The organism is Dyadobacter sp. CECT 9275, from assembly GCF_907164905.1.
Taxonomy (GTDB): Bacteria; Bacteroidota; Bacteroidia; order Cytophagales; family Spirosomataceae; genus Dyadobacter; species Dyadobacter helix.
This window is the reverse complement of record NZ_CAJRAF010000002.1, coordinates 2,907,163-2,929,587: the sequence shown is the minus strand read 5'-3', so window position 1 is coordinate 2,929,587 and position 22,425 is coordinate 2,907,163. Positions and strand designations below refer to the sequence as shown.

The window sequence follows — 22,425 nt, the reverse complement described above, 5'->3', positions numbered from 1 at the left end:
CAAAAAATGAAAATTGTATACGTAAAATACTTCGCAGCGGCATTGCTGCTGATAATTTTGGCAGGCTGCAAAAAATACCTTGACATTGTCCCGGACAACGTAGCGACCATCGATAATGCATTCAAGATGAGGACAGATGCAGAAAAGTACCTTTTTACCTGTTATAACAATTTACCACAATTTGGCGTAGAAGGTGCCGACCCCGGGTTTCTCACAGGGGATGAATTTGCCACGGTATATCCGCCTCAGGGCAATATCAATACCGACCTTTACCGCATAGCCCGTGGAGAACAGAATATTGTATCACCGATTGCCAATTTCTGGGACGATAAGTTCTTTCAAGCGATCAGAGAATGTAATATTTTCCTGGAAAATGTAGATAAGGTAAGAGATCTGAGTGCTCTGGAAAAGAAGCGATGGGTAGCAGAAGTAAAATTTCTGAAAGCATATTACCATTACTATCTGCTGCGGATGTACGGGCCAATCCCCATTATTAAAACCAATCTGCCCATTTCTGCCTCTATTGAAGAAGTCAAGGTATCCCGCCAGCATGTTGACTCGGTGTTTAACTATACGGTTACCTTGATGGACGAGGCTATCGCTGATTTACCTGCTGTACTTCCTATTGAATTTGCCGAACTGGGGCGGGTTACAAAGAGTATTGCTATGTCTGTCAAAGCAGAGGTGTTGGTAACTGCCGCCAGCCCGCTTTTTAATGGCAACTCAAATTATGCGAATTTAAAGAATAAGAACGGCGGGGCCCTTTTCAGTACCAGCGCCAGCGTTGCCAAATGGGAAAAAGCCAGGGATGCTTGTAAGGAGGCGGTTGACGCCTGTATAGCCAACGGTCATAAATTGTATGAATTTATACCAAGGTCGGCTTCTACAAGAGTTTCGGATTCAACACAGCTTTTAATGAGCATCCGCGCGGCGGTAACCGACAAATGGAACGCAGAATTAATCTGGGGTGCTTCTAACTCCACAGGAGGTGGCACCAGGGGATTTCAATCCTTGTCGCAGGCCAGGCTAAGCCCCTTTACCGGTACAATTCCTAATGAAAGCATTGGTTCCATGCTGGCGCCGCCTCTTCACATTGCCGAGATGTTTTACAGCAACAACGGTGTGCCGATTGAGGAAGATAAAAGTTATCCATATGCCAGCCGCTTTACCGCTTTACGGCGGGCTGTTGCCGGGGAACGTTATTACATAAAAGAGGGATATACCACTGTTCAGCTTCATTACGATCGCGAGCCACGCTTTTATGCGGACCTGGGTTTTGACGGGGGAATCTGGTTTGGACAGGGTAAAAATGATGACAACAACACATGGGTACTCGAAGGAAAACTCGGCCAGACCGGCGGCAGACAGGGTGCGTCTCTCTACTCTGTTACGGGATACTGGCCTAAAAAACTGGTCAACTACAATAATGCCATTAACGATCCTGCGCAGCAGTACAGTGTAGAGGGCTACCCGTTTCCGATCATGAGGCTGGCCGACCTCTATTTACTGTATGCCGAGGCGTTGAACGAAGCCTCGGGGCCGTCTGCCGAGGTTTACCAATGGCTCGACAGGGTTAGAAAACGGGCAGGGCTGAAAGGAGTTGTCGAGTCGTGGACAAATTACTCCAGCAAACCGTCCAAGGTCACAACGAAGGAAGGGCTCAGGGAAATTATACAGCGCGAAAGACTGATTGAGCTGGTGTTTGAAAGTAAGCGTTTTTGGGATCTGAGAAGATGGAAAGTGGCGGAAAATTATCTCCAGAGGCCGATCAACGGATGGGATATTACCCAGCGGGAGGCCGTAAATTACTACAGGGTGCGATCCATTTTCAGCAGCAGTTTTAGTTTGAAAGATTACTTCTGGCCCATTTCAGAAAACTCTTTAATCGTTAATCCTAATTTGGTTCAAAATCCTGGTTGGTAAACATATACACCGTATGAAAAATACAAAAATTGCATTAACACTCTTGTGGTTTGCCGGGCTTACAGCTTTGTTTTCCTGTGCGGACCTCGACGAAATCCGAAAACCTCTGGGCACAGACTCCGTAAAGCCAGGTATGGTGAGCAATATTTCAGTCACAAATTTCCCAGGAGGCGCCACCATTACCTATTCAATTCCGAATGATGAGGATCTGGAATATGTACTGGCGACGTACACCATTAATAAAGATAAGCCGAGCCTGAGTGAAGCCAAAGCCTCTCATTTTAATAATAAAATCACAGTAGAAGGGTTTTCAGATGCTGGTGATTTTGAGGTAAAGCTGTACTCGGTGGACCGCAGTTCCAATAAATCCGAGCCAGTGATTGTAAAGGTTGCTCCGCAGGCGCCTCCTTTGCGCACCGTCCATAAATCATTGCAGCTTGGGGTGGATTTTGGGGGGCTCAATGTCGTTTTCGACAATCCGGCGGAGGCAAAACTAGCCATTGTAGTAATTACCAAAGACAATAATGGCGATTTTATTCCCGTAGAAACCCTGTATACCCAATCGAAAAACGGTTCTTTTGCAGCGCGTGGTTTTGATACCCTCAGCAGGGATTTCGGTGTATATGTCCGTGACCGATGGAATAATTATTCTGATACTACCTTCAAAAATGTTAAGCCACTCTTCGAAAAGGAACTGGAAAAGTCCCGATTTAGGGAGTACCCGTTGCCCACGGACGAAGAGAGCGGCTACGGCTGGACCATGCCCTATCTCTGGGATGAGAAGCACACGGAACCAGGCTTTCATACAATCCCGCTTTCCAATAGAGAAATGCCGATACATTTCACGTTTGATCTGGGGGTAACTGCCAAGCTTAGCCGTTTTAAATTATGGCAAAGAGAGGGCGACTGGTTTTATAAACATGGCAATCCACGCAAGTGGACCATGTGGGGCAGCGAAAAAGCGCCGAACACGGATGGAAGTTTTACCGGCTGGACCAAGCTTATGGACTGCGAGTCTGTCAAACCTTCGGGCAGCCCCTATGGGGTCAATACCGGAGATGATATTGCCTATATGTCTGCTGGTGAGGAGTTTGTGTTTCCGCTTTCGGCGCCGAGGGTACGGTACATCCGTATGCAGATTTTTCAGAATTGGTCGGATACGAAATTTGTGCATTTTACGGAAATTTCTTTTTGGGGAGACACTAAATAATTCAAAACGGAACAATTATGAGTACTATATATAAACTGGCAACGTGTCTGTTTTTCCTGGCCGCCTTTGCGTCTTGCACGGATTGGGACGATTTTAAAAAGTACCAGGCCGGAGGCGAAATCGTTTATCCCGGAAAGGGAGATACCATTGTGGTTGCATCAGGAAGGAACCGGATGCAGCTGCTATGGGTATTAGGCGCCGACCCGCGTGTAATAAAGTATAAATTATACTGGAACAACAAAGCAGATTCTCTGGAAGCTCCGGTGCCTGCAGATGTGATCGGGGATACCATGAAAATAATGATAGAGACGCTGCCGGAGGGTTCCTATAATTTCGAAATGTTTTCGCTGGACGCAAAAGGAAATATATCGGTCCCTTTGCGTTTTAACGGTAGGGCATACGGAACAAACTATGAATCGGGCTTGCTCAACAGAAGTATCCGGAGCACCTCTTACAACGATAGCCTTAAAACACTGGAAGTACTATGGAATGACCCGGATACGGTCAATGTAAATACGGAGCTGAAATACATCGGGATTGACTCAAAGACTAAATCTGTTGTACTTGGTCCGGAAATAACTGCCAGTGAGGTCAAAGATTGGAAACCCGGAACAATTCTTAGTTACCGGTCGTCATTCAAACCGGACCGTAAAGCAATTGATGTCTTTACGGCAACAAAATACGATACGCTTTCGGTTACCATAAAGTGATTTCATGATCCGGTGCATGGGGAGAAGTGGCTTTGGAAACGACATGAAAATGGAATCGGAGCCGCTAAACTGGATGTAGGGGCTCAGGCGCAGTTAAAGACTTAGAACAGAACCAAATCGTTATAATCAGACCCCATGCAGGATTCTTTTTTTTATCAGGAAACCGACTGCCCGGTGCCTTTTTTATCACATCACAGGGTAAAAAGAGCCGCGACCGGTGAGATTGATTCGACGATCTTCCTAAGGTCGGCTTTTGAAACAAATCCTGCAAATGGCCTTGAATTGCTGTTTCTACGGTACTACCAGCCGTTGTGCAGCCATGCGGTCCGTTTTGTGTACTCTAAACAGATTGCCGAAGATCTTGTCAGTGAGGTGTTTTTTCAGTTTTATCGGACCCAGGCCTACCTCAACATTTCAACATCCTATACAAGTTACCTTTTCCGGTCGGTTCGTAATGAGTGCTACACGTATATGAAACAGGAATTCGGAAAGATGGATTCGCTTGACATCACCGAAGTGCAGCCGTTTGTAGCTCACTCCCAGCAGCCCGACGCGGAAATGCATTTCAATAATCTGTTTCTGAAAATAAATGAAGTGATTGAAGAACTTCCGGCGCAATGCCGGAAAGTTTTTTTATTAAGTCGTTTCGAGGATAAGAAATACCATCAGATCGCCAGGGAATGCCATATCTCTCCTAAAACAGTAGAGGTGCATATTTCAAAAGCACTCAGACAGCTGCGCACAGCCCTCCGTGGTGATTGGCTCCTGGCAGCAGGTTTTTTTTCTTTCCTATTTTCTCTTGAACGAATGTTATAACTGGTGTCTCTGGAGTAACTTTTCAAGCGGGTATTTATCAAAATCACGTTCTAATACACGAATTGTGCTTATTTCTGTCAGCTTTAAATTCCAGTTCCGTACTTTCTTCACCCGCATGCAGACAGACGCTCCGATCAAATCGCCGGTTGTATCCATGCACTTACAATACCTGAGAAGATTTCTGCAATGCCATTGATTTACAGATAGATGTCTTTCTTTCCATAGCTTCACAATCAATTTTTTACCTGTAAAAACAGGAGTGCATACCATTACATCCTTACCTAGCCTATTTGTTGAAGTGGTTTGGTTACTATTCAGCGGGTCCGTACCACGGTAAGGTGTTTAAGGAGATCGGCGCGGTTTGTTTCCGGAACCACCACCGGGCTGGCAAAACCCCGCAGGTAAATGTGGTTTTTTTCGATCCGCTCCAAATGACTCAGATTAACTAACAATGAGCGCGAAAGCCTGTAAAAATTGATATCATTGAAGTACTGAGACAGATACCCCAGATTCATCGACAAAAGATGGGGCTTGCTCTCATTCAGCATGAAAATTTTAACGTATACCCCTTCTGCCTGCATAAACAATACGTCGCTTTTCGCAATCTTTTCATAGCCTTTGTTAATGGGGAGGAAAAGGTACTCCATCGTCGTTGACTTCGGCATCGCGGCCTTGTTCAGCTTGAAATGATGATAGGCCAGCTCTATCTGGAGCGCTAGTTCTTTCTGCCTGAATGGCTTCAGAAGGTAAGCAGCAGGGGCAGTTTCCTTTGCTTTTGCAAATGTGTCGTGTTCGGAGTGTGCCGTCAGGAAAATAATAGGCATATCATAGCGTTCGGTTATATCTTTTGCCAGCCTAATACCGTCTTCTCCTTCCTGCAGCCGGATGTCAAGCAGGGCCATGTCCGGTACCTGGCGCCGCACCGACTCCATGGCTTCATAATAAGACTGGGCTATGCCCGTCACCTGGTGGTCGGCGCGTTCCAATGTTTCCTGTATATCCATGGCTGTAATGACCTCGTCTTCTACAATCAGTATCTTGAGTGGATTCATAACATTGTTAAATCTTGAAAGTGAGATGAAAGACGGTGCCGCCTTTGGTGCTAAAGTGGTATTCCCCCTTCAACTGGAGTACCTGCATTTTTATCAGGCGCATGCTGTTTTCAGTATCAAAAAGGTCAGGGTGGAGCAGGGGGATAAAATTACATCTGAAAATAGTACACTGACTGATGGAAAGTTCCGGATCAGAAAGGACTGGGATTCGGGCTGGTAATCTGAACTTGCCACACCACTGTTTTTTACAACCTGCTCCGCTGCTACCCTGCCGCCCGGGAAACATCAGCATAATATTTTCACCATAACCCCGCACAGCGAAAGATTAGGGCCGGTTTTCCGGCTCTTTGGTTGTAGGATCAGGCCCCAAAGTCAGGCACCGCAGGCGGCCAGCACATGCATTTACGCCTCGCCATTCACAATGGGTAATCACCGGAAGATAGCTTTTACCTCAGAAATGTGTTAATTTGGAAATAAAAGCAGCAAGGTGAGGAACAGCAGTATAAAAAAATATTACAGCTTCTTAAAGTTCAGGCGTAATTTCACGCGCTACGGTATCAATAAATTCAGGAGTTACGAAATCGTTGTTTTCTGGCTTAAAAGTATTCTCACCAGAAGCCAGTTTCTGATTTTATCCGGTATCCTGGTGGGCTGCACGGCCGGTTTTGCGGGGGTAATACTGAAGTCGCTTGTTCATTACATACATTATTTGATTTCCGCAAAGGTCCATTTCGAAGGTCAGATCCTTTTCTATCTGATATTTCCATTTTTGGGGATTGTGATTACAACCCTGGTGGTCAAATATGTTTTTAACGGGCAGGACAAAAAAGGTATACCCCTGATCCTGTTCGAGATCGCACAAAATGAAAGCCGGGTATCTTCTGTGAAAATGTACTCCCAGGTTGTGCAAAGTGCCATTACCGTAGGCCTGGGGGGGTCAGCCGGGCTTGAAAGCCCCATTGCGGTGACAGGCGCCGCAATAGGCTCCAATTTTGCACAAACCTATAAACTAAATTATAAAGAGCGTACCCTTTTACTGGCAGCGGGGGCAACGGCAGGTATTGCGTCTGCCTTTAATGCCCCGATTGCCGGCGTGATGTTCGCCATTGAAATTCTGCTGACGGGCGTTGTCTTCTCAGATTTTATTCCGCTGGTGGTGGCCGCAGTATGCGGGAGTCTGATATCAAGGATATTACTGCAGGAAAGTGTTCTTTTCCTGTTCCGGTCGCGCGGGGCGTTTGATTATCACAATCTGCCTTACTATTTATTGTTAGGCATTATATGTGGCCTTTATGCAAGATATTTCCTGGTGATCACCCGTTATATGGAAGGGTTTTTCCATTCCCTACGGATTTCCAGGGTACAAAAAGCCATGCTCGGCGGAGCTATTTTGTCTCTCCTGTGTGTACTATATCCTCCGCTGTTCGGGGAAGGGTATGATACGATCAAATCATTTACCAATGGGGAGATCCAGCAGGTGATTGGCAACAGCTTTTTCAGATTCATCAGTTATCGCGACTGGGTGGTGATTTTGTTTGTGGGGGTAATTTGTCTCTTCAAAGCCTTTGCCACTTCCATTACCATCCAGAGCGGTGGAAATGGCGGGAATTTTGCGCCGTCGCTGTTTGCCGGAGGTTCACTCGGGTATGTTTTTGCCCTTCTTTGCATGAAGGCAGGAATCCAGAATGTACCCATGACAAACCTTATTATTGTTGGCATGGCGGGCGTGATGAGCGGAGTGCTGTATGCTCCGTTGACGGCGATCTTCCTGATTGCCGAATCCAGCTCGGGATACGACCTCTTCATTCCGCTGATGATCGTCTCGGTGATGTCCTTTTTGATGGCTAAATGGTTTTCTCCAACCCCGCCCGAAATGGAGAAACTGGTGAAGCAGGGCCAAATCTTTACAAGAGAGCATGACAAAAACTTGTTGTCCTTGCTTCACACCCTTGATTTGCTCGACAAGCACCCTCAGGTAATTGATATTAATGCTTCTTCTGCTGAGCTCAGGGAGTTGCTGGCAAATGGAAGGAGAAACCTGATTGCCGTCCTGGATGCACAGGAGCACCTGCTTGGAATGATCAGCCTGGACGATATCCGGCCTTTGCTTTTTGGTAAGAATGATATGGCGCAGTTCACTGTCAAAACACTCATGAAACCTGCCGGAGTGGTGATCCGTGAAACGGATTCGGTCATCGTTTTGGTGAAAAAATTCGACGAGACAGGTGTTTGGAATCTGCCGGTAATTACCTTGGACGGCAGGTTTGCCGGGTTTATCTCTAAATCCAGTGTTCTGGATAGTTATCGGAAGCTTCTAAAAGAACATTCCGGTTAGTGATCTGCTCAGAGAGGCCGCAGACGCTTCGGGAGCAGGTTGTTTCCTTTCACCTAAACCTGATAACTTCCCGCGTGTTGCTGAAAAAAGCACTTTCCGCCATAGGATCTTTCTTTATTGTTCCTGCCAGATTCCTGTCCGGAATTTTCCGGGGAAGTCCGTTGTTGCGGTGAAACTGGAGTCATGAAATTAAACAAGAATCAAATGTCATTTGAAGCGTTACAAGCAAAGTTAAAAGAAAAAGGGATCAGCGGTCGTGTGGTTCCCAATCCGGGAGGATCATACGTTGCCGTCAATGTAAGGGGAAACATTGCCTATGTGGCTATTCAATTTCCAATCGAAGCGACGGGGCTCCAGTTTCCCGGGAAGTTCGGAGAAAATCTGACAACAGCAGAGGGGTACCAGGCTGCCAGAATCGCTGCCATGAACGTACTGGGGCAGATAGACAAACATCTTGGTTTTGAGCGGATAGAGGGCCTCAACCACATTGATGTTTACTACACTGCCAACGGAGACTGGAATGAAGCACCAAAAGTAGTGGATGGTGCTTCAGATCTGTTTCTGGAAATTCTAGGTGACGCGGGGAAACACACCCGTGCCATTTTGGGTGTCGAAAGGCTCCCTAACCGGGCATGTGTGGCTCTAACGGCCTCTTTCACCATCAGATGATGGGAAGGCCCGGTCCAGCAACCGGGCTGCTTTTATATTATCTTGGTATCTCCCGGGCCTGGCAGGAAAACATAAGGGTCTCTCAAAAAAGCTGCGATCCAGATCAGCGATAACGGAATAGCTGCGTTGACCAGCGGGCCTTGATGCGAAAGCTCCGTGGCGATGGCTCCGGCAAAATAGCAGGTACACAGAATGAAACCCATTTTCATGGTTTTGGGATATACAAACAAAAGAGCAAACACAATTTCCATGATGCCCAGCAGGTTGATATAGGGTCCTACTCCCACATGGTTCATCACCTTCACTACTTCCTCACCGCCGGTTAATTTCATGATTCCGCTTAAAATGACCATGCCACTGGCAATGACTGTGAGGACTATTGTAATAATTTTTTTAGCTTTCATATTTCTCGTTTTTTGGATGAAGCAAAAGTAGATAACTTCACTTTCAAAACGTTAGTAGTATACTAAAGGATAGTGCTATCCTTCGGGGTAGCGATTTTGTTGAAATTTTTGTTTTAACAAGTAATTGTTTTGAATCTGAAATATTAATTAATTTGTATAGAACTAATTGTAGAATTAATATAAACATGCTATTGATTCTGCCATGAATTTGGCAGTTAGTACTGAGCTATTACGGGAAGACTTATATAATTTGGCAAAACATATATCCATGACGGAACTGAACGAAGAGCGGGAGATTTTAGATCGTTGTGCAGGCGGGGACAGGACGGCATATAGTACGCTGTACAAGATTTATCTTTCGGATCTTATGAGATACGTTTTCCTCTTTACCAGATCCAAAGAGCTGAGTGAGGAAATTGTTCAGGATGTTTTTGTGAAAATCTGGGAAAAAAAGGAAAACCTTTTAACCGTACACGCTTTTCAACCCTATATTTATAAGTCGGCAAAAAACCTGTTAATGGATCATTTGAGAAGAGAGCAGGCGTTAACGAGGTTTCATTCTCTGGCAGGCCCGTTTTCAGAGGAAAGCGAGGAGCAAACAGACGGGAACCTGATCTACGGGCAGTACTATCAGTTGGCTCAGGATGCGATTAACCTGCTTCCGGAGAAAAGAAGACAGATTTTTGAGCTAAGAACCGCCAATGACCTATCTCTGGATGAAATTGCCGAAAAACTGGCTATCTCCAAATCCGTTGTGAAAAAACAGTTGTATGCTGCCACAGGATTTGTAAAAGAGTACCTGCGGAAACATGGTGAAATGATGGCAGATATGGTTATTTTCATATACTTAGCCCGGTATATGTATTAAGTTCAAAAAAAAATAAAATAATTTCAATGTGAAGGGGTTCTTTTGAACAGGCAATCCGTCTTCACATTGTATGGAAGAAAAACACTACATCGCCTTTTTTAAAAAGTATGTCCGTAACGAACATACCGAGCAGGAACATGATCAGTTCCTGAAATGGCTCCACTCGCTCCCTGATGCTGAAATTGAGAAAGTAATGCTGGAATATGCTGCCATTTCCAGTGATAATCCCGTTATAGGTACCATTGGGCACGAGGAGCTGATTCAAAAGATAGAGTCGAGCCTGGATGTTCGCGAAGGGAATACAAATGAAGATATTTTAAAGCCTCGCAGTTTATGGGGGTATCTCCGAAGATTTGCCGCGGCTGCCGTGCTTATTCTGATAGGTACGGCTACTTATTACCTTTTCTTTGCCAACCTTAATGAGCCGGAAGTAATTAGTCAGTTGCCATCGCACGATGTGGCTCCGGGAGGGAACAAAGCGGTACTTACCCTGTCAGACGGCTCGACGATCAATCTCAATGATGCCGGGCAAGGGGAAATTGCCAGCCAGTCGGGTATAAGAATCAATAAGGTAACGGATGGGCAACTGGTGTATATTGGGCAACCGGCCAGGACGGCGGGCGTTGAGCCAGAAAGTATGAATCTGGTACGGACGCCCAAGGCGGGGCAATACCAGGTCCACCTCTCGGATGGTACCAAAGTCTGGCTCAATTCCATGTCCTCGATCCGGTTTCCCGCTGTTTTTAAAGGACCGGCACGAAAGGTCGAAATTACAGGAGAAGCCTATTTTGAAGTAGCAGGTTATCAGGTTGATGGTAAGAAAATTCCTTTTGTCGTTACGTGTAACAACCAGTTGATTGAAGTGGTGGGGACGCATTTCAACGTTAATTCCTATCAGGACGAAATGGCTGTAAAAACCACGCTGCTGGAAGGCAGTGTAAAGGTATCTGCGATTGGAACGGGTAATATGAAATGGAGCGAAACCGTAAGGCTAAGGCCTGGCGAGCAGTCTATACTGAAACCATTTTCCGGAAAAGCAACACCTATTGCCGTTAAAAAGGCCGATACCGAAGGTGCCATTGCCTGGAAACAAGGATACTTTAAATTTAAGGATACTGACATCCGGGAAGTAATGCGGCAGCTTTCCCGATGGTATGACCTGGAGGTTATTTACAAGGGAGCACTTCCCGAAGATCAGTTTACTGGATATATCTCCAAGAAAGTCAGTATTTCAAATGTACTGAATATTTTGGAAGAAGGCGGCGGCGTAAAATTCAATATCCAGGCTAACAGGGTAGAAGTGAGTGCTCATGATTGAACCCGGCACACAAGGAAGGAACCTAAATAATTGCTCACCATTTAATGATCCGATATGAAGAAAGATTGACCTGATGGCCTTTACGTAATCAAAAAAAATCCGCTGCGGAGTGCAAATCCGAAGCGGAAATAACGCTAAGCCGATTCCCTGGCAGGAACCAGTTTAGTAAGCATTTCAGATTACAGCAAGGCCCGTATTTTTTGCGAAACCCAAACCATGTACTATTAATCCAAACCATGTAAAAGTATGAAATATGATTTACTTTATCAATGCGGGTGTGCCCGTCTGAAACCTGGTCGCATTTACGCTATGGACAGAGAGCTTCCCGAAGACTCCCAACTCAAAATAGCAAGAATTATGAAGCTGACCGTGCTCCTTTTTCTGGTAGCCTTTATGCAAGTCAGTGCTGGCGTATATTCACAAACCGTTAGACTGAATGAGAGCAATAGCGGACTGGAAAAAGTTTTCAACGAAATTCGTAAACAGACCGGATACAACTTTCTGTATAACAACCGGCTTCTCAAAAATACCCGTCCGGTCAATATCCGGGTCAACGGGGAAGAACTAAAGACCGTACTCGATCAGGTTTTTGAAAACCAGCCTCTGAGTTATTCCATCATTGATAAAACCATTGTTGTTAAAAAGAAGAAGATCAGTTCAGGAAGCCTGGAGATGCTCAGCCCGCAGGAAAGCATCACCTCTCCCCTGATTACAACCAACGAAATTGTACGGAACGATCAACTGGTTAACCGGGTTACCATACCGGTTATAGCCGTTCTGGACGTCTCCGGAAAAGTTACAGACGAGAGAGGTGATTCGCTTCCTGGTGTAAGTATCGTGATCAAGGGGACGTCTCAGGGAACCACTACCCATACGGATGGGAAATTTTCTCTTCCCGTTCCGGGCAGTAATGCAGTTCTGATATTTTCATTTGTGGGGTATGTTTCCAGAGAGGTGCCCGTGGGCAACAAAATCTGTGAATATTCGGGGTGTAAACTCCATCAGCGGAAGCAATGAACCCTTATATGTGATAGACGGGGTGCAGATACAGGGGCAGGCTGTTTCCTTTGGGTCTCAGAGCTCATCCAATCCGCTGGCTGGTTTAAACCCCGCGGACATCGAATCCATCGAAGTACTCCAGGGGCCCTCTGCCACCGCTATTTATGGTTCCCGTGCTACAAACGGGGTACTTTTAATTACCACAAAAAGAGGTAAAGCGGGAGAAACCAAAATTTCGTACGGATATCAGTTCAGTTTGCAAACGGCGCCAGAGCAGCTGGAAGTAATGAACCTGCGCCAGTATGCACAGATGGTGGGTGAATACCACGCCATTGCAGGCGGTAGAACGCCTCAGGAATTCCTGGATCCGTCGTTGCTGGGTGACGGTACGGACTGGCAAAAGGAACTATTCAAAAGTGCACCGATGAACAAACATCAGTTGAGCCTGAGCGGGGGAAATGATAAAACAACCTATTACCTGTCAGGTGAATATCTGAAACAGGAAGGGGTGGCATTAGGCTCAGGATTTAACCGGTACGGTTTCCGGCTGAATCTGGAAAACAAGCCCAGAAAATGGGCCACCATCGGAGCCAATCTAAGCTTCAACCAAACCAACGATAACCTTACCACCAGCCAGGAAAATGTGATAGCCAATGCCCTTCAGCTGACACCACAAGTCCCGGTGAAGAACCTGGACGGTACCTGGGGCGGCGGAGATGAAAGTAACGGGGCCAATCAGTTTGCACCTGTGAACCCGGTTGCAATTGCCAACCTCACCACCAACAAGCTTGTCAGGAGGCAGTTTCTGGGCGGTTTAAATGTTGGCATTGAGATCATGAAGGGGCTTAATTTACGGTCGTCGTTCAATACCAATCTGGGGTTTTCCAATTCAACCTATTATATCCCTACTTATGCCATCGGCTGGGCAAGAAATGTAACGGCTTCCTTAAACAACGGTTCGGGCGAAAATACCTACTGGAACTGGAATCAGTTGCTTGAATATAATAAGCAAATTGGCCGCCATAATATCAATGTGATGGTTAGCCATGAATCGCAGGAATCTTCCTGGAAAAACCTGGGTGGTTCGCGCACGGGCTTCCTGACCAACGATATCCTTGACCTTGCAGCGGGAGATGTGCTCACGGCAAGTAACTCGGGTGGTTCCGGCGACTGGGCGATGGAGTCATACCTGGGAAGATTAAATTACAATTATGCCGACAGGTACATCATCATGGGTACTGTTCGCAGGGATGGATCGGCCAACTTTGGCAAGGACAACAAATGGGGCTTTTTCCCTTCTGTCTCTGCTGCATGGCGGGTATCGCAGGAACCTTTTTTTAATATACCTTCCGTCAGCGAGTTAAAGCTCCGATTTGAAACCGGGGTTACGGGTAACCAGGGAGGAAGCGGCGGAATTTATTCACCCATGGGTACCGGCGCCACCCCCACAACCACAGGATTTCTGCCAACTAAATATAGCAACCAGGGCCTTAAGTGGGAAGAAACCAAGACGAATAATATCGGGATCAACGTAGGGCTGTTTCAGAACAGGATCCAGTTTGAATTTGATTATTATGTAAAAAATACGGATAATCTGCTGATGGAAAAGCCATTGCCCTGGTATATGGGTACCAACGGGATCGGCTCTGTGGGTGCTCCAACGGTGAATATCGGTGCGCTCCAGAATAAAGGTTTTGGTTTTACCATTAACACCACCAATATCAACAGAGGCGGTTTCAAATGGGAATCGAGTTTTAACGTTTCCAGCTTTAAAACCAAGATCAAATCCTTTTATTCGGAAAGTGCTTTTGTGGACAGAACCTCCTGGTGGATGCAGGATTGGACCCAGCGTTCCGAAGTGGGCAAGGCACCCTGGCTATTCAGGGGGTATATAGAAGAGGGCCTGTTTCAGAATGTAGCAGAAATAGAAAACAGTGCATTGCCGGTAGACAACAATGGCGTGGAACTCCCGATAGATGTAAATAACATCTGGGTAGGTGATGTAAAATTCAAGGATATCAACGGTGACGGTGTCATCAATGAAAACGATCAGACGGTGATCGGTAATCCCTGGCCAAAAGCCTTTGCCGGGTTTACAAATACATTCTCTTACAAGGGGTTTGATCTGAGCATACTCTTCACCAGTACTTATGGGAATGATATATACAACTATCTGGGCAAGCTTAATACCAATGCAGGTAACATTAATTTGAGCCGAAATCTGCTGGTACACGCCATGGACTATGCCAAGCCTGTCACCAACGAAAACGGGGAGGTAGTGCTGGCTAACCCCGGAACGGACGTTTCAAGGATATCCAACGGACCTAACGGTAATTTCAACCGGCATACCGACAAGTGGGTAGAGGATGGCTCTTTCATTCGTTTGAAAAATATATCGCTTACCTACAACGTCCCTGCTTCAATTATATCCCGACAAAAAATCGTGAGAGGGGCCAGGGTATCATTCGGTGCGCAGAACGTATTGACTTTTACCAAATATTCGGGCTTTGATCCCGAAGTGGGGGCTTACGTTTCCCGTGACTCAAGTCCGTCCAACCAGGCCATCGGGCTGGATTATGGACGTTATCCGCTCACACCGGTGTATACTTTTAGCCTTGGTCTTGACTTCTAAAAAATCATCTCATTATGAAAGATCTGAAAAATATATACTATTGGATTTCACTTTTGTGCCCTGTCATTTTACTCTCCGGATGTTCGGAAGATTTCCTGGAAAGGCCGCCTAAGGATTCCATCGTTGATGCCAGTTTTTACCAGACCGACGACCAGGTACTGGCCGCAACCGGATTATTGTACAGCAAGGTATGGTTTGATTATAACGATAAAGCATCTTACAACCTGGGAGATTTTCGGGCGGGCACTGCTTTTTCGGCCTGGAACGACAGAGGTAACGTACTTTTTAATACCACCGGCAATACCCCCGAGAATGGTTCGGCCTGGCGCTCGTTTTTTATAATCGTAGGGCAATCCAATCTGGCTATTAATAATATCAACCAGTATGCCGGAGCAGAGGTTTCACCCCATATTAAAAAGTTGGCCATTGCTGAGGCGCGTTTCATGCGTGCCTTGGCCTATCGGTTTCTGGTGATGAACTGGGGAGCGGTTCCGGTTATCGAAAACAACCTCACGATTCTCTCCGATACTACCGTGCAACGCAACACACCGGAAAGTGTATGGAAGTTTATTACCAGTGAAATGCGACAGGTCGCCAACGATCTTCCCGAAACGCCGGTTAGGCCTGGCCGGGTTACCAAATGGTCGGCGGAAGGAATGCTTGCGCGCTTTTATCTGACAAGAGCAGGGGTGGAATCCGGTGGCGCCGGGCCCAGAAACCAGACGTTTCTGGATAGTGCCAGATACTATTCCGATCGTGTGATCAAAAACAGTGGAGCTGCGCTGCTGAAAAATTATGCAAGCCTTTTCCTTTTTCCTTATGACAATAATTGGGAATCATTGTTTTCCTTGCAGTGGGTATATTCTCCGGGTGCCTGGGGAACGCAGAATTCTACACCTGCATACCTGGCCTACAGTCCAGACATTGCCAATGGCGATGGCTGGGGAGGAGACAAAAGTGCAACCTGGTGGATGATCAGCCAGTATGACGGCATCACCGCCACGGCCACAGGGATGCAGGGCCGCACGCTGGATCAGCGTTTGAAAGCAACTTTCATGCTGCCCGGAGCTTCCTATCCGGAAATAACACAGACCTTAAATGGCGCGGATCAAAAGCTAGTATTTCCTTTCACCGGAACGGACAACAACTTTTTATCCATCAAAAAATACATCACAGGAAAAGCCAAAGATGTTGGCGGGCAATCGGCCCAGCAAAACTATGGGCATGATACTTACATGATGCGCCTCGCCGAGATGTACCTTATTTATGCTGAGGCTGTTTTGGGGAATAATGAATCAACGTCGGACGCCACTGCACTTGCCTATTTCAATAAGGTACACACCCGGGCCGGACTGCCAGAATTTAATGAGCCGCTTACTTTTGATGTTATTTTCAAAGAGCGCATCTGCGAATTTGCCATGGAAGGCATGGCATGGTACGACCTGGTTAGTCTGCACTATTACGATGCGCAGAGGGCTTATTCAATTCTGAATGAACAGGATCGGGGTTTATTTTTCACGGCTCCGGATCAGTTTCCAAACCCCACTTCATGGACTTTTACGAAGACATCGTGGGCTACTACCGAGCGGGTGATTACCGCCAACAGCGGGAATTTCCTGCTGCCGATCCCTTCGGCAGAATTGAGCCAGGCTCCCAATCTGCAAAAACCGGCAGTTGATTATTTCAAGAAGTAAATCCAACGCTCATATTTAAAGACGACTGACCACATGAAAATAATATATAAACCATTGCTCTTGCTTGCGCTTTTGGCTGCAATGTTATCCATCAGTATTTCCTGCACAGAGGACGATCTTCCGAATAATGGCGAACCAAAGATTTCGTATATCCGCGTAACGAAACCCGAATCTTCGGACTCGTTGCTCACGGCGGCGTTGCAGGGGACGTTGCTTGCCATTGTAGGTGAAAATTTGGAAGGCGCTTCGCAGATATGGTTCAATGACCAGCGCGCAACACTTACGCCCACATACATCAGTAATAAAAGTATTCTGGTGAGTGTGCCCAGCAAAATTCCGGCGGATATTACCAATAAAATGAAGATCGTGTTCGCAAACGGAAAAACGCTTGAGCATGACTTCAAGGTACAGATCAGCGAGCCTGTGGTGGCCAGCATGGCTTGTGAATATGTTCTCACCGGTGAGGTTGCTACGATCCGGGGAGATTATTTTTACGAACCGCTTACAGTAACATTTACCGGAGGGGTGAAAGGAGAGCTTGTTTCCGTTGAAGATAAGATACTTCAGGTACGTATTCCCGAAGGCGCACTGCCCGGGCAAGTAACGGTAACTACCAATTTTGGAGAAACGAAATCAGATTTCTGGTTCAGAGATAACCGCAACATATACCTCAGCAGTGATCCTTTTACGGGCTGGTGGAACCAGTCGTACGTGGTAACTGCACCTAAGGAAGGTGATCCGCCGGCGATCAACGGCAATTACATTCGTGTGAAAGAAGTGATCGGCGGATGGGCATGGAAGGAAGTTGCCGGTGGGCCTCCGGATGCCATGGGTGCCATCAGTAAAAATATTCCAGATGAAGCAATTCTCAAACCAGCAGATTACAATCTGAAATTCGAGGTGAATACCGTGAAACCTTATACAGCCAATGTCCTGAAAATTACCGTAGGGCTGAATGACTTCAACAATGACCAGTATACCTGGATGCCTCCTTACGATACCCAGGGGCAGTGGAGAACCGTTGTGATCCCGTTTGAAGAAATAGCTTCCAGTTATGAAAAAGCAGGAATGAAAATGGCGGTCAATCCAAACGGATATTATACCCGTCTGCTCTTCCACGGCGGAGGGGAACTGGATGCGGATATATCTTTTGATAATTTCAGAGTGGTACCCAAGGTCATTAAGAAGTAGGTTTTAAAGCAGATAATGATATGAGAAAAATATTTATTTCGCGGATTTATACCGCGCTCTATCTCGTCATGTTCATCGGGATAGTGGCAGCTTGTAAGGAAGATGAGGTAGCAGGTTCCTCGGAAGTGAAATTGCTGAGTTTCGGACCTTCGGGCGTGAAACCCGGAGAGAAGATCAGCTTTATAGGCAACAACCTGAACAAAGTAACTTCCATAGAACTGAAAGGGGCCTCTGTCCCCAGTTCTGCCTTTGTGACGCATACTTCGGAGCTGATCGTGATTACCGTACCACAGGAAACGGATGAAGGCCCGGTAACATTAAAGACGCCCGAGGGGGATGTAACTTCCAAAACCGTCCTCAGTTTTGAAGTACCGGTGAAAATCTCCGGTTTCACGGCAGCGGCCAGGCCAGGAGAAAACATCACGATCACAGGTGAATACCTGAACTGGATTAAGGAAATACGTTTTGCAAAGGATACTGCTGTAACAGAGTTTGTGAGCCAGAGCGTGAGCCAATTGGTAGTTACGGTTCCGTTTGGGGCGGAAACGGGTCCGCTTGTTATTTCAACGGGTGGCACGGAACCGCTGACAATTGAGACGGAGACAAAACTTGTGGTGGCTTTACCGGCACTGTCGTCCCTATCCCCCAATCCGGCAGAGCGCGAAAAAAACCTTACCATAAGGGGTACCAATCTGGATTTGGTTAAAGGGATATCCTTCAAAGGATTGGCTCAGCCGGTTACTCAATTTGTCAGTAAAACAGCATCCGAACTGGTGGTGGTTGTTCCCAAAGTGGCAAATAAGGGAAAGGTAACTCTGGTAGCATTTTCAGGGATCATGATCGAATCGGAGGAATCGTTGAAATTCGTTGGTGACCTGCCAGACCTGGCTCCTTTAAAATATGCCATGTATGAAGATGCCCTTCAGAACGGATGGCAGAACTGGGGCTGGGGAAGTACTGTTGATTTTGGTAATTCGGAAAATATACGAGACGGAGAGGCCTCTGCCAAGATCACCTATACCGGATCATGGGGCGCTCTGAAATTTGCCAATGTAAGCCTTGCCACAGCTCCTTATACTGAGGTGACATTTTCAATATATGGCGCAGCAGGTACTGAGGGCAAAACGGTTAATGTGATGGCAAATGGTGGAAAAGCTTACGTAGTCACGATCAAAGAAGGGGAGTGGACGGAGTACAAAGTTCCCCTGACCGCCTTCGGAAGTCCGGTGACACTTACCGATCTGATGTTTCAGGAAACCGGCTGGCCGGGTACACTGTACATTGATCATGTGGGTCTGAGATAATCTGTCAGATCCCATGGCCGCATGCAGGACCAATGAGTACCCCCGGGTTAACGTTGGTCCTGAATTGTCAAATAAATTAGTTTAGGGCTGGCCGGAAATGCGGCAGACTGGGTTTCAATCGCTTCGGTATCATCAATACCTTTTAAAACTAAGATACATGTTGGTCAAAAAAAGATACTCGCCGGTTGGTTCACTGGTGTTACTGATCCTGTTTTTCGGGGTATCCTGCAAAGGTGATCAGGTAGGTAACGTCGCGCCGGAACCGGAAAAAGAAACCATAAAACCAGCTGTGGATCCCGAAATTGCAAAGACAATGGGAATTTTTCTGGATAACTGGGCGGCCAAAACTTTCACGGCACCGGCTTTTACGGAAACTTCCATACCGGCGTCCGCATCTGTAATGGTAACTGTGGATGCGGCAGAAGTGATCACTAAGATACCCGGCACAACCTTTGGGCACAATGCCAACATCTGGATGACGCCAATGGTCACTGAGCCATTGTTCATGAATCATATCACCCACCTGAAGCCTAATATCATTCGTTTTCCTGCTGGAAGCGGCAGTGACGCTTATTTCTGGAATGCCCGGCCAGGAGCCTTGCCGGAGGATGTGCCAGCAATGTTAACAGACAAAGACGGTGTCAAAAAAGATCCTGGTTATGGATATGGTCGTACCAATGACAACTGGAGGGCATCTCTTGATAACTACTATGATATGCTTCGCCAAAGCAATAACAAAGGTATGTTTACGGTCAACTACGGCTATGCGCGTTATGGTACAGGTGGAAATCCAGTGGCAGCTGCGGCCCATCTGGCTGCAGATTGGGTTCGGTACGACAAGGGCCGTACGCAGTATTGGGAAATCGGAAATGAAAGTTATGCGGATTGGGAATGGGGGTATCGGATCGATGTTTCCAAAAATAAGGATGGGCAGCCGGAGTTTCTTACGGGGAAACTTTATGCACAGCACTTCAAGGTCTTTGCCGATTCGATGCATAAGGCGGCGGCCGAAACAGGAGCAAAGATTTATATCGGGGCCGTTATGCATGAGTCGGTAGCGGAAGCCTGGCAGGTGAATACGACCAAAACCTGGAATGCAACCATGCTGCCCGAGCTAAATAACCGAGCTGACTTTTACATTGTTCATCATTATTTCACGCCTTATGATCAAAACTCCACAGCCGCCGTAGTGCTGAACGCCGCCCTCACGGAGCCAGCGAAAATGATGAGCTTTGTTACCAGGGAAATCTCGGCTTACGGAGCTGTAGCTAAGCCGGTGGCAATGTCGGAGTGGAATATGTGGGCCAAAGGCTCAAAGCAGCAGGTTTCCAATGTCAGCGGGATGTTTGCCGTGCTGGTGCAGGCAGAATCTCTGATGAATAAATACGGCCTTGCAGCCCGATGGGATTTACTGAATTACTGGGCAGACGGAGATGATCATGGGTTGTTCAGTGACGGTAACGAGCCCGGCGTATCCAAATGGACACCGCGCCCCTCTTTTTATTATATGTACTTTTTCCAAAAATATATTGGCGACAGACTGGTTTCGGCGTCGGTAAATACGGGAACGAGTATCAAAGCCTATGCCTCAACCTATTCATCGGGAGAAGCCAATGTGACCCTGATCAATACTTCTGCCGGGCCTCAGGCTGTTGAAATAAAGCTCAGGAATTTCGGAAGTAGGGGCCGTTTCTACTGGTATAGCCTGGAAGGAAGTACCGATAACGGAGAGTTTTCCAGGAAAGTTCTGGTGAATGGGGAAGGCCCGGCGGGTGTTGCGGGGGGGCCTTCCAATTATTCCGTCATGAAGGCCAGATCAGCCCGAGCTGCCCATGGGGTACGGGTGTCGGTTCCGGCAAGGGGGATGGTAACGCTGACAATCGAGAGAGAGTAGACAGGTCTCGATCTTTGATTAGTCAAAGATGGTTACTTTTCTAGTCTTTGTAGAATTAGTTGATACGTATATAGACATAGGTTCTTTTTTTGTCGGAACTAATTATTTAATGATTTATTGATTAAAATATACATGTAATTTTAAGTGAGTACATAGCTTTCTGCCATTTTCAAGGAAAGCGGGGTAAAAAAGCCGATGAGTCAATCTTGTAGCGGCAGTGATTTATTTGGTTTTCACGATTGCAAATAAATAAGTATAGCGTAACATTCTTTTAGTATTAGTTAATTTTAACCACGGATATATAGTTTTTTTACTATATATCCGTGGTTGTTTTACTATTGTCAAATCATTGAATTCCTATTTTTTGATGCAGGCAAAAGAAGCAATTTTGCAGAATCAACTGTTATGAAAGACTACACTCAGGGCATTTTTCAGCTTTACTTATTTTTTGGGATCCTACCAGATCCGGCAAAGTAATGACCTGAAAATTAATTGCAGAATAATCTGGAATGGTCCGTTACTATTCTTAAATGTAGTATTTCCCGAAATACTTTTCGGGGGAAATTTTATTTTCATGACCTCTGGTAAAATTAATGTTGTGATAGCGAGAATTTATGCTTTTACAAAAAGGCACCAGTTCCTGTACGGCATACTGCTTTCTCTTGGGCTTACCCTGATGCTGCTGCTTTGGGGATTGTTACTGTTTATGGACGGGAAAGATATAGACATGACGGCCGTTTCAGGATTTGGTATTTTCCTGACAGCGCTGATAAGCTGGATATGCTTTGAAAAGGGCATGCAACTCCGGGAGGTCAAAAGGGAAGTGTCGCGATTGAATGAAAAGGACCAGCTTTTTCAGCTCATTTCATTGCGGGAACAGGTAAATCCTCATTTTCTCTTTAATGCCCTTAACATTTTAAAATCAGGAGCGCAGGAAACATGGGTGAAGGATTATGTCGTGCAGCTGGCCCAGGTGTACCGGTACCTGCTCAATTATGACAGCGAACTCCAGTTGGCGCCTATCGGGCACGAAATTGAATTTATTGAGGCATACACACATATTCTGAAAGAGAGATTTGAAAGCGGGTTAAGCGTAGTTATAACAATTCCGAACGATTTGAAAACCAGGAATATACCACCTATGGCTTTACAGATTTTAGTTGAAAACGCCATTAAGCATAACGTTATTTCGTTCACCTATCCACTATACATTCATATATATCAGGAAGAAAATTACCTGGTAGTATCCAATAATCGCCGACTTAAAATGGGGCGCAACCCTATTGGATACAGCCAAGGGGTGGGGCTGAAAAACCTGGAAAGAAGATACAGGCTGATCGCCCGGCAATCAATTGTCGTTCTGGATGATGAAGAATATTTCGTAGTAAAAATTCCAATGATTTGAT

At 46.2% G+C, this 22,425-nt stretch carries 18 protein-coding genes; 16 read left to right on the top strand and 2 right to left on the bottom strand.

The window, feature by feature from the left end; translation table 11 throughout:
* Positions 1-6: 6 nt before the first annotated feature.
* From KOE27_RS19810 to KOE27_RS19795, 4 genes are all read left to right on the top strand, one after another.
* Complete coding sequence (locus KOE27_RS19810; protein WP_215240537.1) at positions 7-1,923, top strand: RagB/SusD family nutrient uptake outer membrane protein; 1,917 nt, start codon at positions 7-9, stop codon at positions 1,921-1,923.
* 13 nt (positions 1,924-1,936) lie between these two features.
* The gene (locus tag KOE27_RS19805) at positions 1,937-3,133 is read left to right on the top strand and encodes a DUF5000 domain-containing lipoprotein (RefSeq protein ID WP_215240536.1); all 1,197 of its coding nucleotides are present in this window, start codon (positions 1,937-1,939) and stop codon (positions 3,131-3,133) included.
* Positions 3,134-3,150: 17 nt separating this feature from the next.
* Positions 3,151-3,843 carry a DUF4998 domain-containing protein gene (locus KOE27_RS19800; RefSeq protein ID WP_215240535.1) on the top strand — a complete coding sequence of 231 codons (693 nt, stop codon included), beginning with the start codon at positions 3,151-3,153 and terminating at the stop codon, positions 3,841-3,843.
* A gap of 135 nt (positions 3,844-3,978) precedes the next feature.
* Positions 3,979-4,659, top strand: a complete 681-nt coding sequence (locus tag KOE27_RS19795; RefSeq protein ID WP_215240534.1) for an RNA polymerase sigma-70 factor — start codon at positions 3,979-3,981, stop codon at positions 4,657-4,659.
* A 314-nt stretch (positions 4,660-4,973) separates the two neighbouring features.
* Here the strand turns inward: KOE27_RS19795 and KOE27_RS19790 are convergent, their stop codons facing one another.
* Positions 4,974-5,711, bottom strand: coding sequence for a response regulator (locus tag KOE27_RS19790; RefSeq protein ID WP_215240533.1), 738 nt, complete (start codon positions 5,709-5,711; stop codon positions 4,974-4,976).
* Between the two features lie 25 nt (positions 5,712-5,736).
* Here KOE27_RS19790 and KOE27_RS19785 point away from each other — a divergent pair, with 25 nt between their 5' ends.
* The 3 genes from KOE27_RS19785 to KOE27_RS19775 all read left to right on the top strand — a co-directional run bounded on the left by KOE27_RS19785 (position 5,737) and on the right by KOE27_RS19775 (position 8,715).
* Positions 5,737-5,931, top strand: a complete 195-nt coding sequence (locus tag KOE27_RS19785; protein WP_215240532.1) for a hypothetical protein — start codon at positions 5,737-5,739, stop codon at positions 5,929-5,931.
* Positions 5,932-6,198: 267 nt separating this feature from the next.
* Positions 6,199-8,046 (top strand): chloride channel protein, encoded by a 1,848-nt coding sequence (locus tag KOE27_RS19780; RefSeq protein ID WP_215240531.1) that lies wholly within the window; start codon positions 6,199-6,201, stop codon positions 8,044-8,046.
* 204 nt (positions 8,047-8,250) lie between these two features.
* Positions 8,251-8,715 (top strand): RidA family protein, encoded by a 465-nt coding sequence (locus KOE27_RS19775; protein ID WP_215240530.1) that lies wholly within the window; start codon positions 8,251-8,253, stop codon positions 8,713-8,715.
* A 32-nt stretch (positions 8,716-8,747) separates the two neighbouring features.
* Here KOE27_RS19775 and KOE27_RS19770 read toward each other — a convergent pair whose 3' ends face one another.
* Positions 8,748-9,119 (bottom strand): DoxX family protein, encoded by a 372-nt coding sequence (locus KOE27_RS19770; protein WP_215240529.1) that lies wholly within the window; start codon positions 9,117-9,119, stop codon positions 8,748-8,750.
* A 268-nt stretch (positions 9,120-9,387) separates the two neighbouring features.
* On the opposite strand from KOE27_RS19770, the gene KOE27_RS19765 reads away from it, so the two are divergent.
* The 9 genes from KOE27_RS19765 (at position 9,388) to KOE27_RS19725 (ending at position 22,424) form a co-directional block, all read left to right on the top strand.
* Complete coding sequence (locus KOE27_RS19765; RefSeq protein WP_215240528.1) at positions 9,388-9,987, top strand: RNA polymerase sigma factor; 600 nt, start codon at positions 9,388-9,390, stop codon at positions 9,985-9,987.
* A gap of 70 nt (positions 9,988-10,057) precedes the next feature.
* Positions 10,058-11,305, top strand: coding sequence for a FecR family protein (locus KOE27_RS19760; protein ID WP_215240527.1), 1,248 nt, complete (start codon positions 10,058-10,060; stop codon positions 11,303-11,305).
* A gap of 246 nt (positions 11,306-11,551) precedes the next feature.
* Positions 11,552-12,322 carry an STN domain-containing protein gene (locus KOE27_RS29680; protein WP_229252845.1) on the top strand — a complete coding sequence of 257 codons (771 nt, stop codon included), beginning with the start codon at positions 11,552-11,554 and terminating at the stop codon, positions 12,320-12,322.
* Positions 12,282-14,936: a SusC/RagA family TonB-linked outer membrane protein gene (locus KOE27_RS19750; protein ID WP_229252844.1), complete on the top strand. Its 2,655-nt coding sequence runs from the start codon at positions 12,282-12,284 to the stop codon at positions 14,934-14,936. The genes KOE27_RS29680 and KOE27_RS19750 overlap by 41 nt, the downstream gene beginning before the upstream one ends.
* A 14-nt stretch (positions 14,937-14,950) precedes the next feature.
* On the top strand, positions 14,951-16,630 hold the full coding sequence (locus tag KOE27_RS19745) for a RagB/SusD family nutrient uptake outer membrane protein (protein WP_215240526.1): 1,680 nt from the start codon (positions 14,951-14,953) through the stop codon (positions 16,628-16,630).
* A 33-nt stretch (positions 16,631-16,663) separates the two neighbouring features.
* Positions 16,664-17,821 (top strand): glycan-binding surface protein, encoded by a 1,158-nt coding sequence (locus KOE27_RS19740; RefSeq protein WP_215240525.1) that lies wholly within the window; start codon positions 16,664-16,666, stop codon positions 17,819-17,821.
* A gap of 20 nt (positions 17,822-17,841) precedes the next feature.
* Positions 17,842-19,125: a hypothetical protein gene (locus KOE27_RS19735; protein ID WP_215240524.1), complete on the top strand. Its 1,284-nt coding sequence runs from the start codon at positions 17,842-17,844 to the stop codon at positions 19,123-19,125.
* Between the two features lie 157 nt (positions 19,126-19,282).
* Positions 19,283-21,019: a hypothetical protein gene (locus KOE27_RS19730; protein ID WP_215240523.1), complete on the top strand. Its 1,737-nt coding sequence runs from the start codon at positions 19,283-19,285 to the stop codon at positions 21,017-21,019.
* Positions 21,020-21,617: 598 nt separating this feature from the next.
* Entirely contained in the window at positions 21,618-22,424 is an 807-nt protein-coding gene (locus tag KOE27_RS19725) for a sensor histidine kinase (protein WP_215240522.1), read from the top strand.
* The last annotated feature ends 1 nt before the right edge of the window (position 22,425 follow it).

Bases quoted from the DNA above. Each gene is read 5' to 3' on its own strand.
- KOE27_RS19730 (WP_215240523.1), top strand. From the start codon at position 19,283: ATGTTGGTCAAAAAAAGATACTCGCCGGTTGGTTCACTGGTGTTACTG.
- KOE27_RS19765 (WP_215240528.1), top strand. From the start codon at position 9,388: ATGACGGAACTGAACGAAGAGCGGGAGATTTTAGATCGTTGTGCAGGC.
- KOE27_RS19785 (WP_215240532.1), top strand. From the start codon at position 5,737: ATGAAAGACGGTGCCGCCTTTGGTGCTAAAGTGGTATTCCCCCTTCAA.
- KOE27_RS19735 (WP_215240524.1), top strand. From the start codon at position 17,842: ATGAGAAAAATATTTATTTCGCGGATTTATACCGCGCTCTATCTCGTC.
- KOE27_RS19740 (WP_215240525.1), top strand. From the start codon at position 16,664: ATGAAAATAATATATAAACCATTGCTCTTGCTTGCGCTTTTGGCTGCA.
- KOE27_RS19775 (WP_215240530.1), top strand. From the start codon at position 8,251: ATGTCATTTGAAGCGTTACAAGCAAAGTTAAAAGAAAAAGGGATCAGC.
- KOE27_RS19800 (WP_215240535.1), top strand. From the start codon at position 3,151: ATGAGTACTATATATAAACTGGCAACGTGTCTGTTTTTCCTGGCCGCC.
- KOE27_RS19810 (WP_215240537.1), top strand. From the start codon at position 7: ATGAAAATTGTATACGTAAAATACTTCGCAGCGGCATTGCTGCTGATA.
- KOE27_RS19770 (WP_215240529.1), bottom strand. From the start codon at position 9,119: ATGAAAGCTAAAAAAATTATTACAATAGTCCTCACAGTCATTGCCAGT.
- KOE27_RS19760 (WP_215240527.1), top strand. From the start codon at position 10,058: ATGGAAGAAAAACACTACATCGCCTTTTTTAAAAAGTATGTCCGTAAC.
- KOE27_RS19795 (WP_215240534.1), top strand. From the start codon at position 3,979: ATGCAGGATTCTTTTTTTTATCAGGAAACCGACTGCCCGGTGCCTTTT.
- KOE27_RS29680 (WP_229252845.1), top strand. From the start codon at position 11,552: ATGAAATATGATTTACTTTATCAATGCGGGTGTGCCCGTCTGAAACCT.
- KOE27_RS19805 (WP_215240536.1), top strand. From the start codon at position 1,937: ATGAAAAATACAAAAATTGCATTAACACTCTTGTGGTTTGCCGGGCTT.
- KOE27_RS19790 (WP_215240533.1), bottom strand. From the start codon at position 5,711: ATGAATCCACTCAAGATACTGATTGTAGAAGACGAGGTCATTACAGCC.
- KOE27_RS19745 (WP_215240526.1), top strand. From the start codon at position 14,951: ATGAAAGATCTGAAAAATATATACTATTGGATTTCACTTTTGTGCCCT.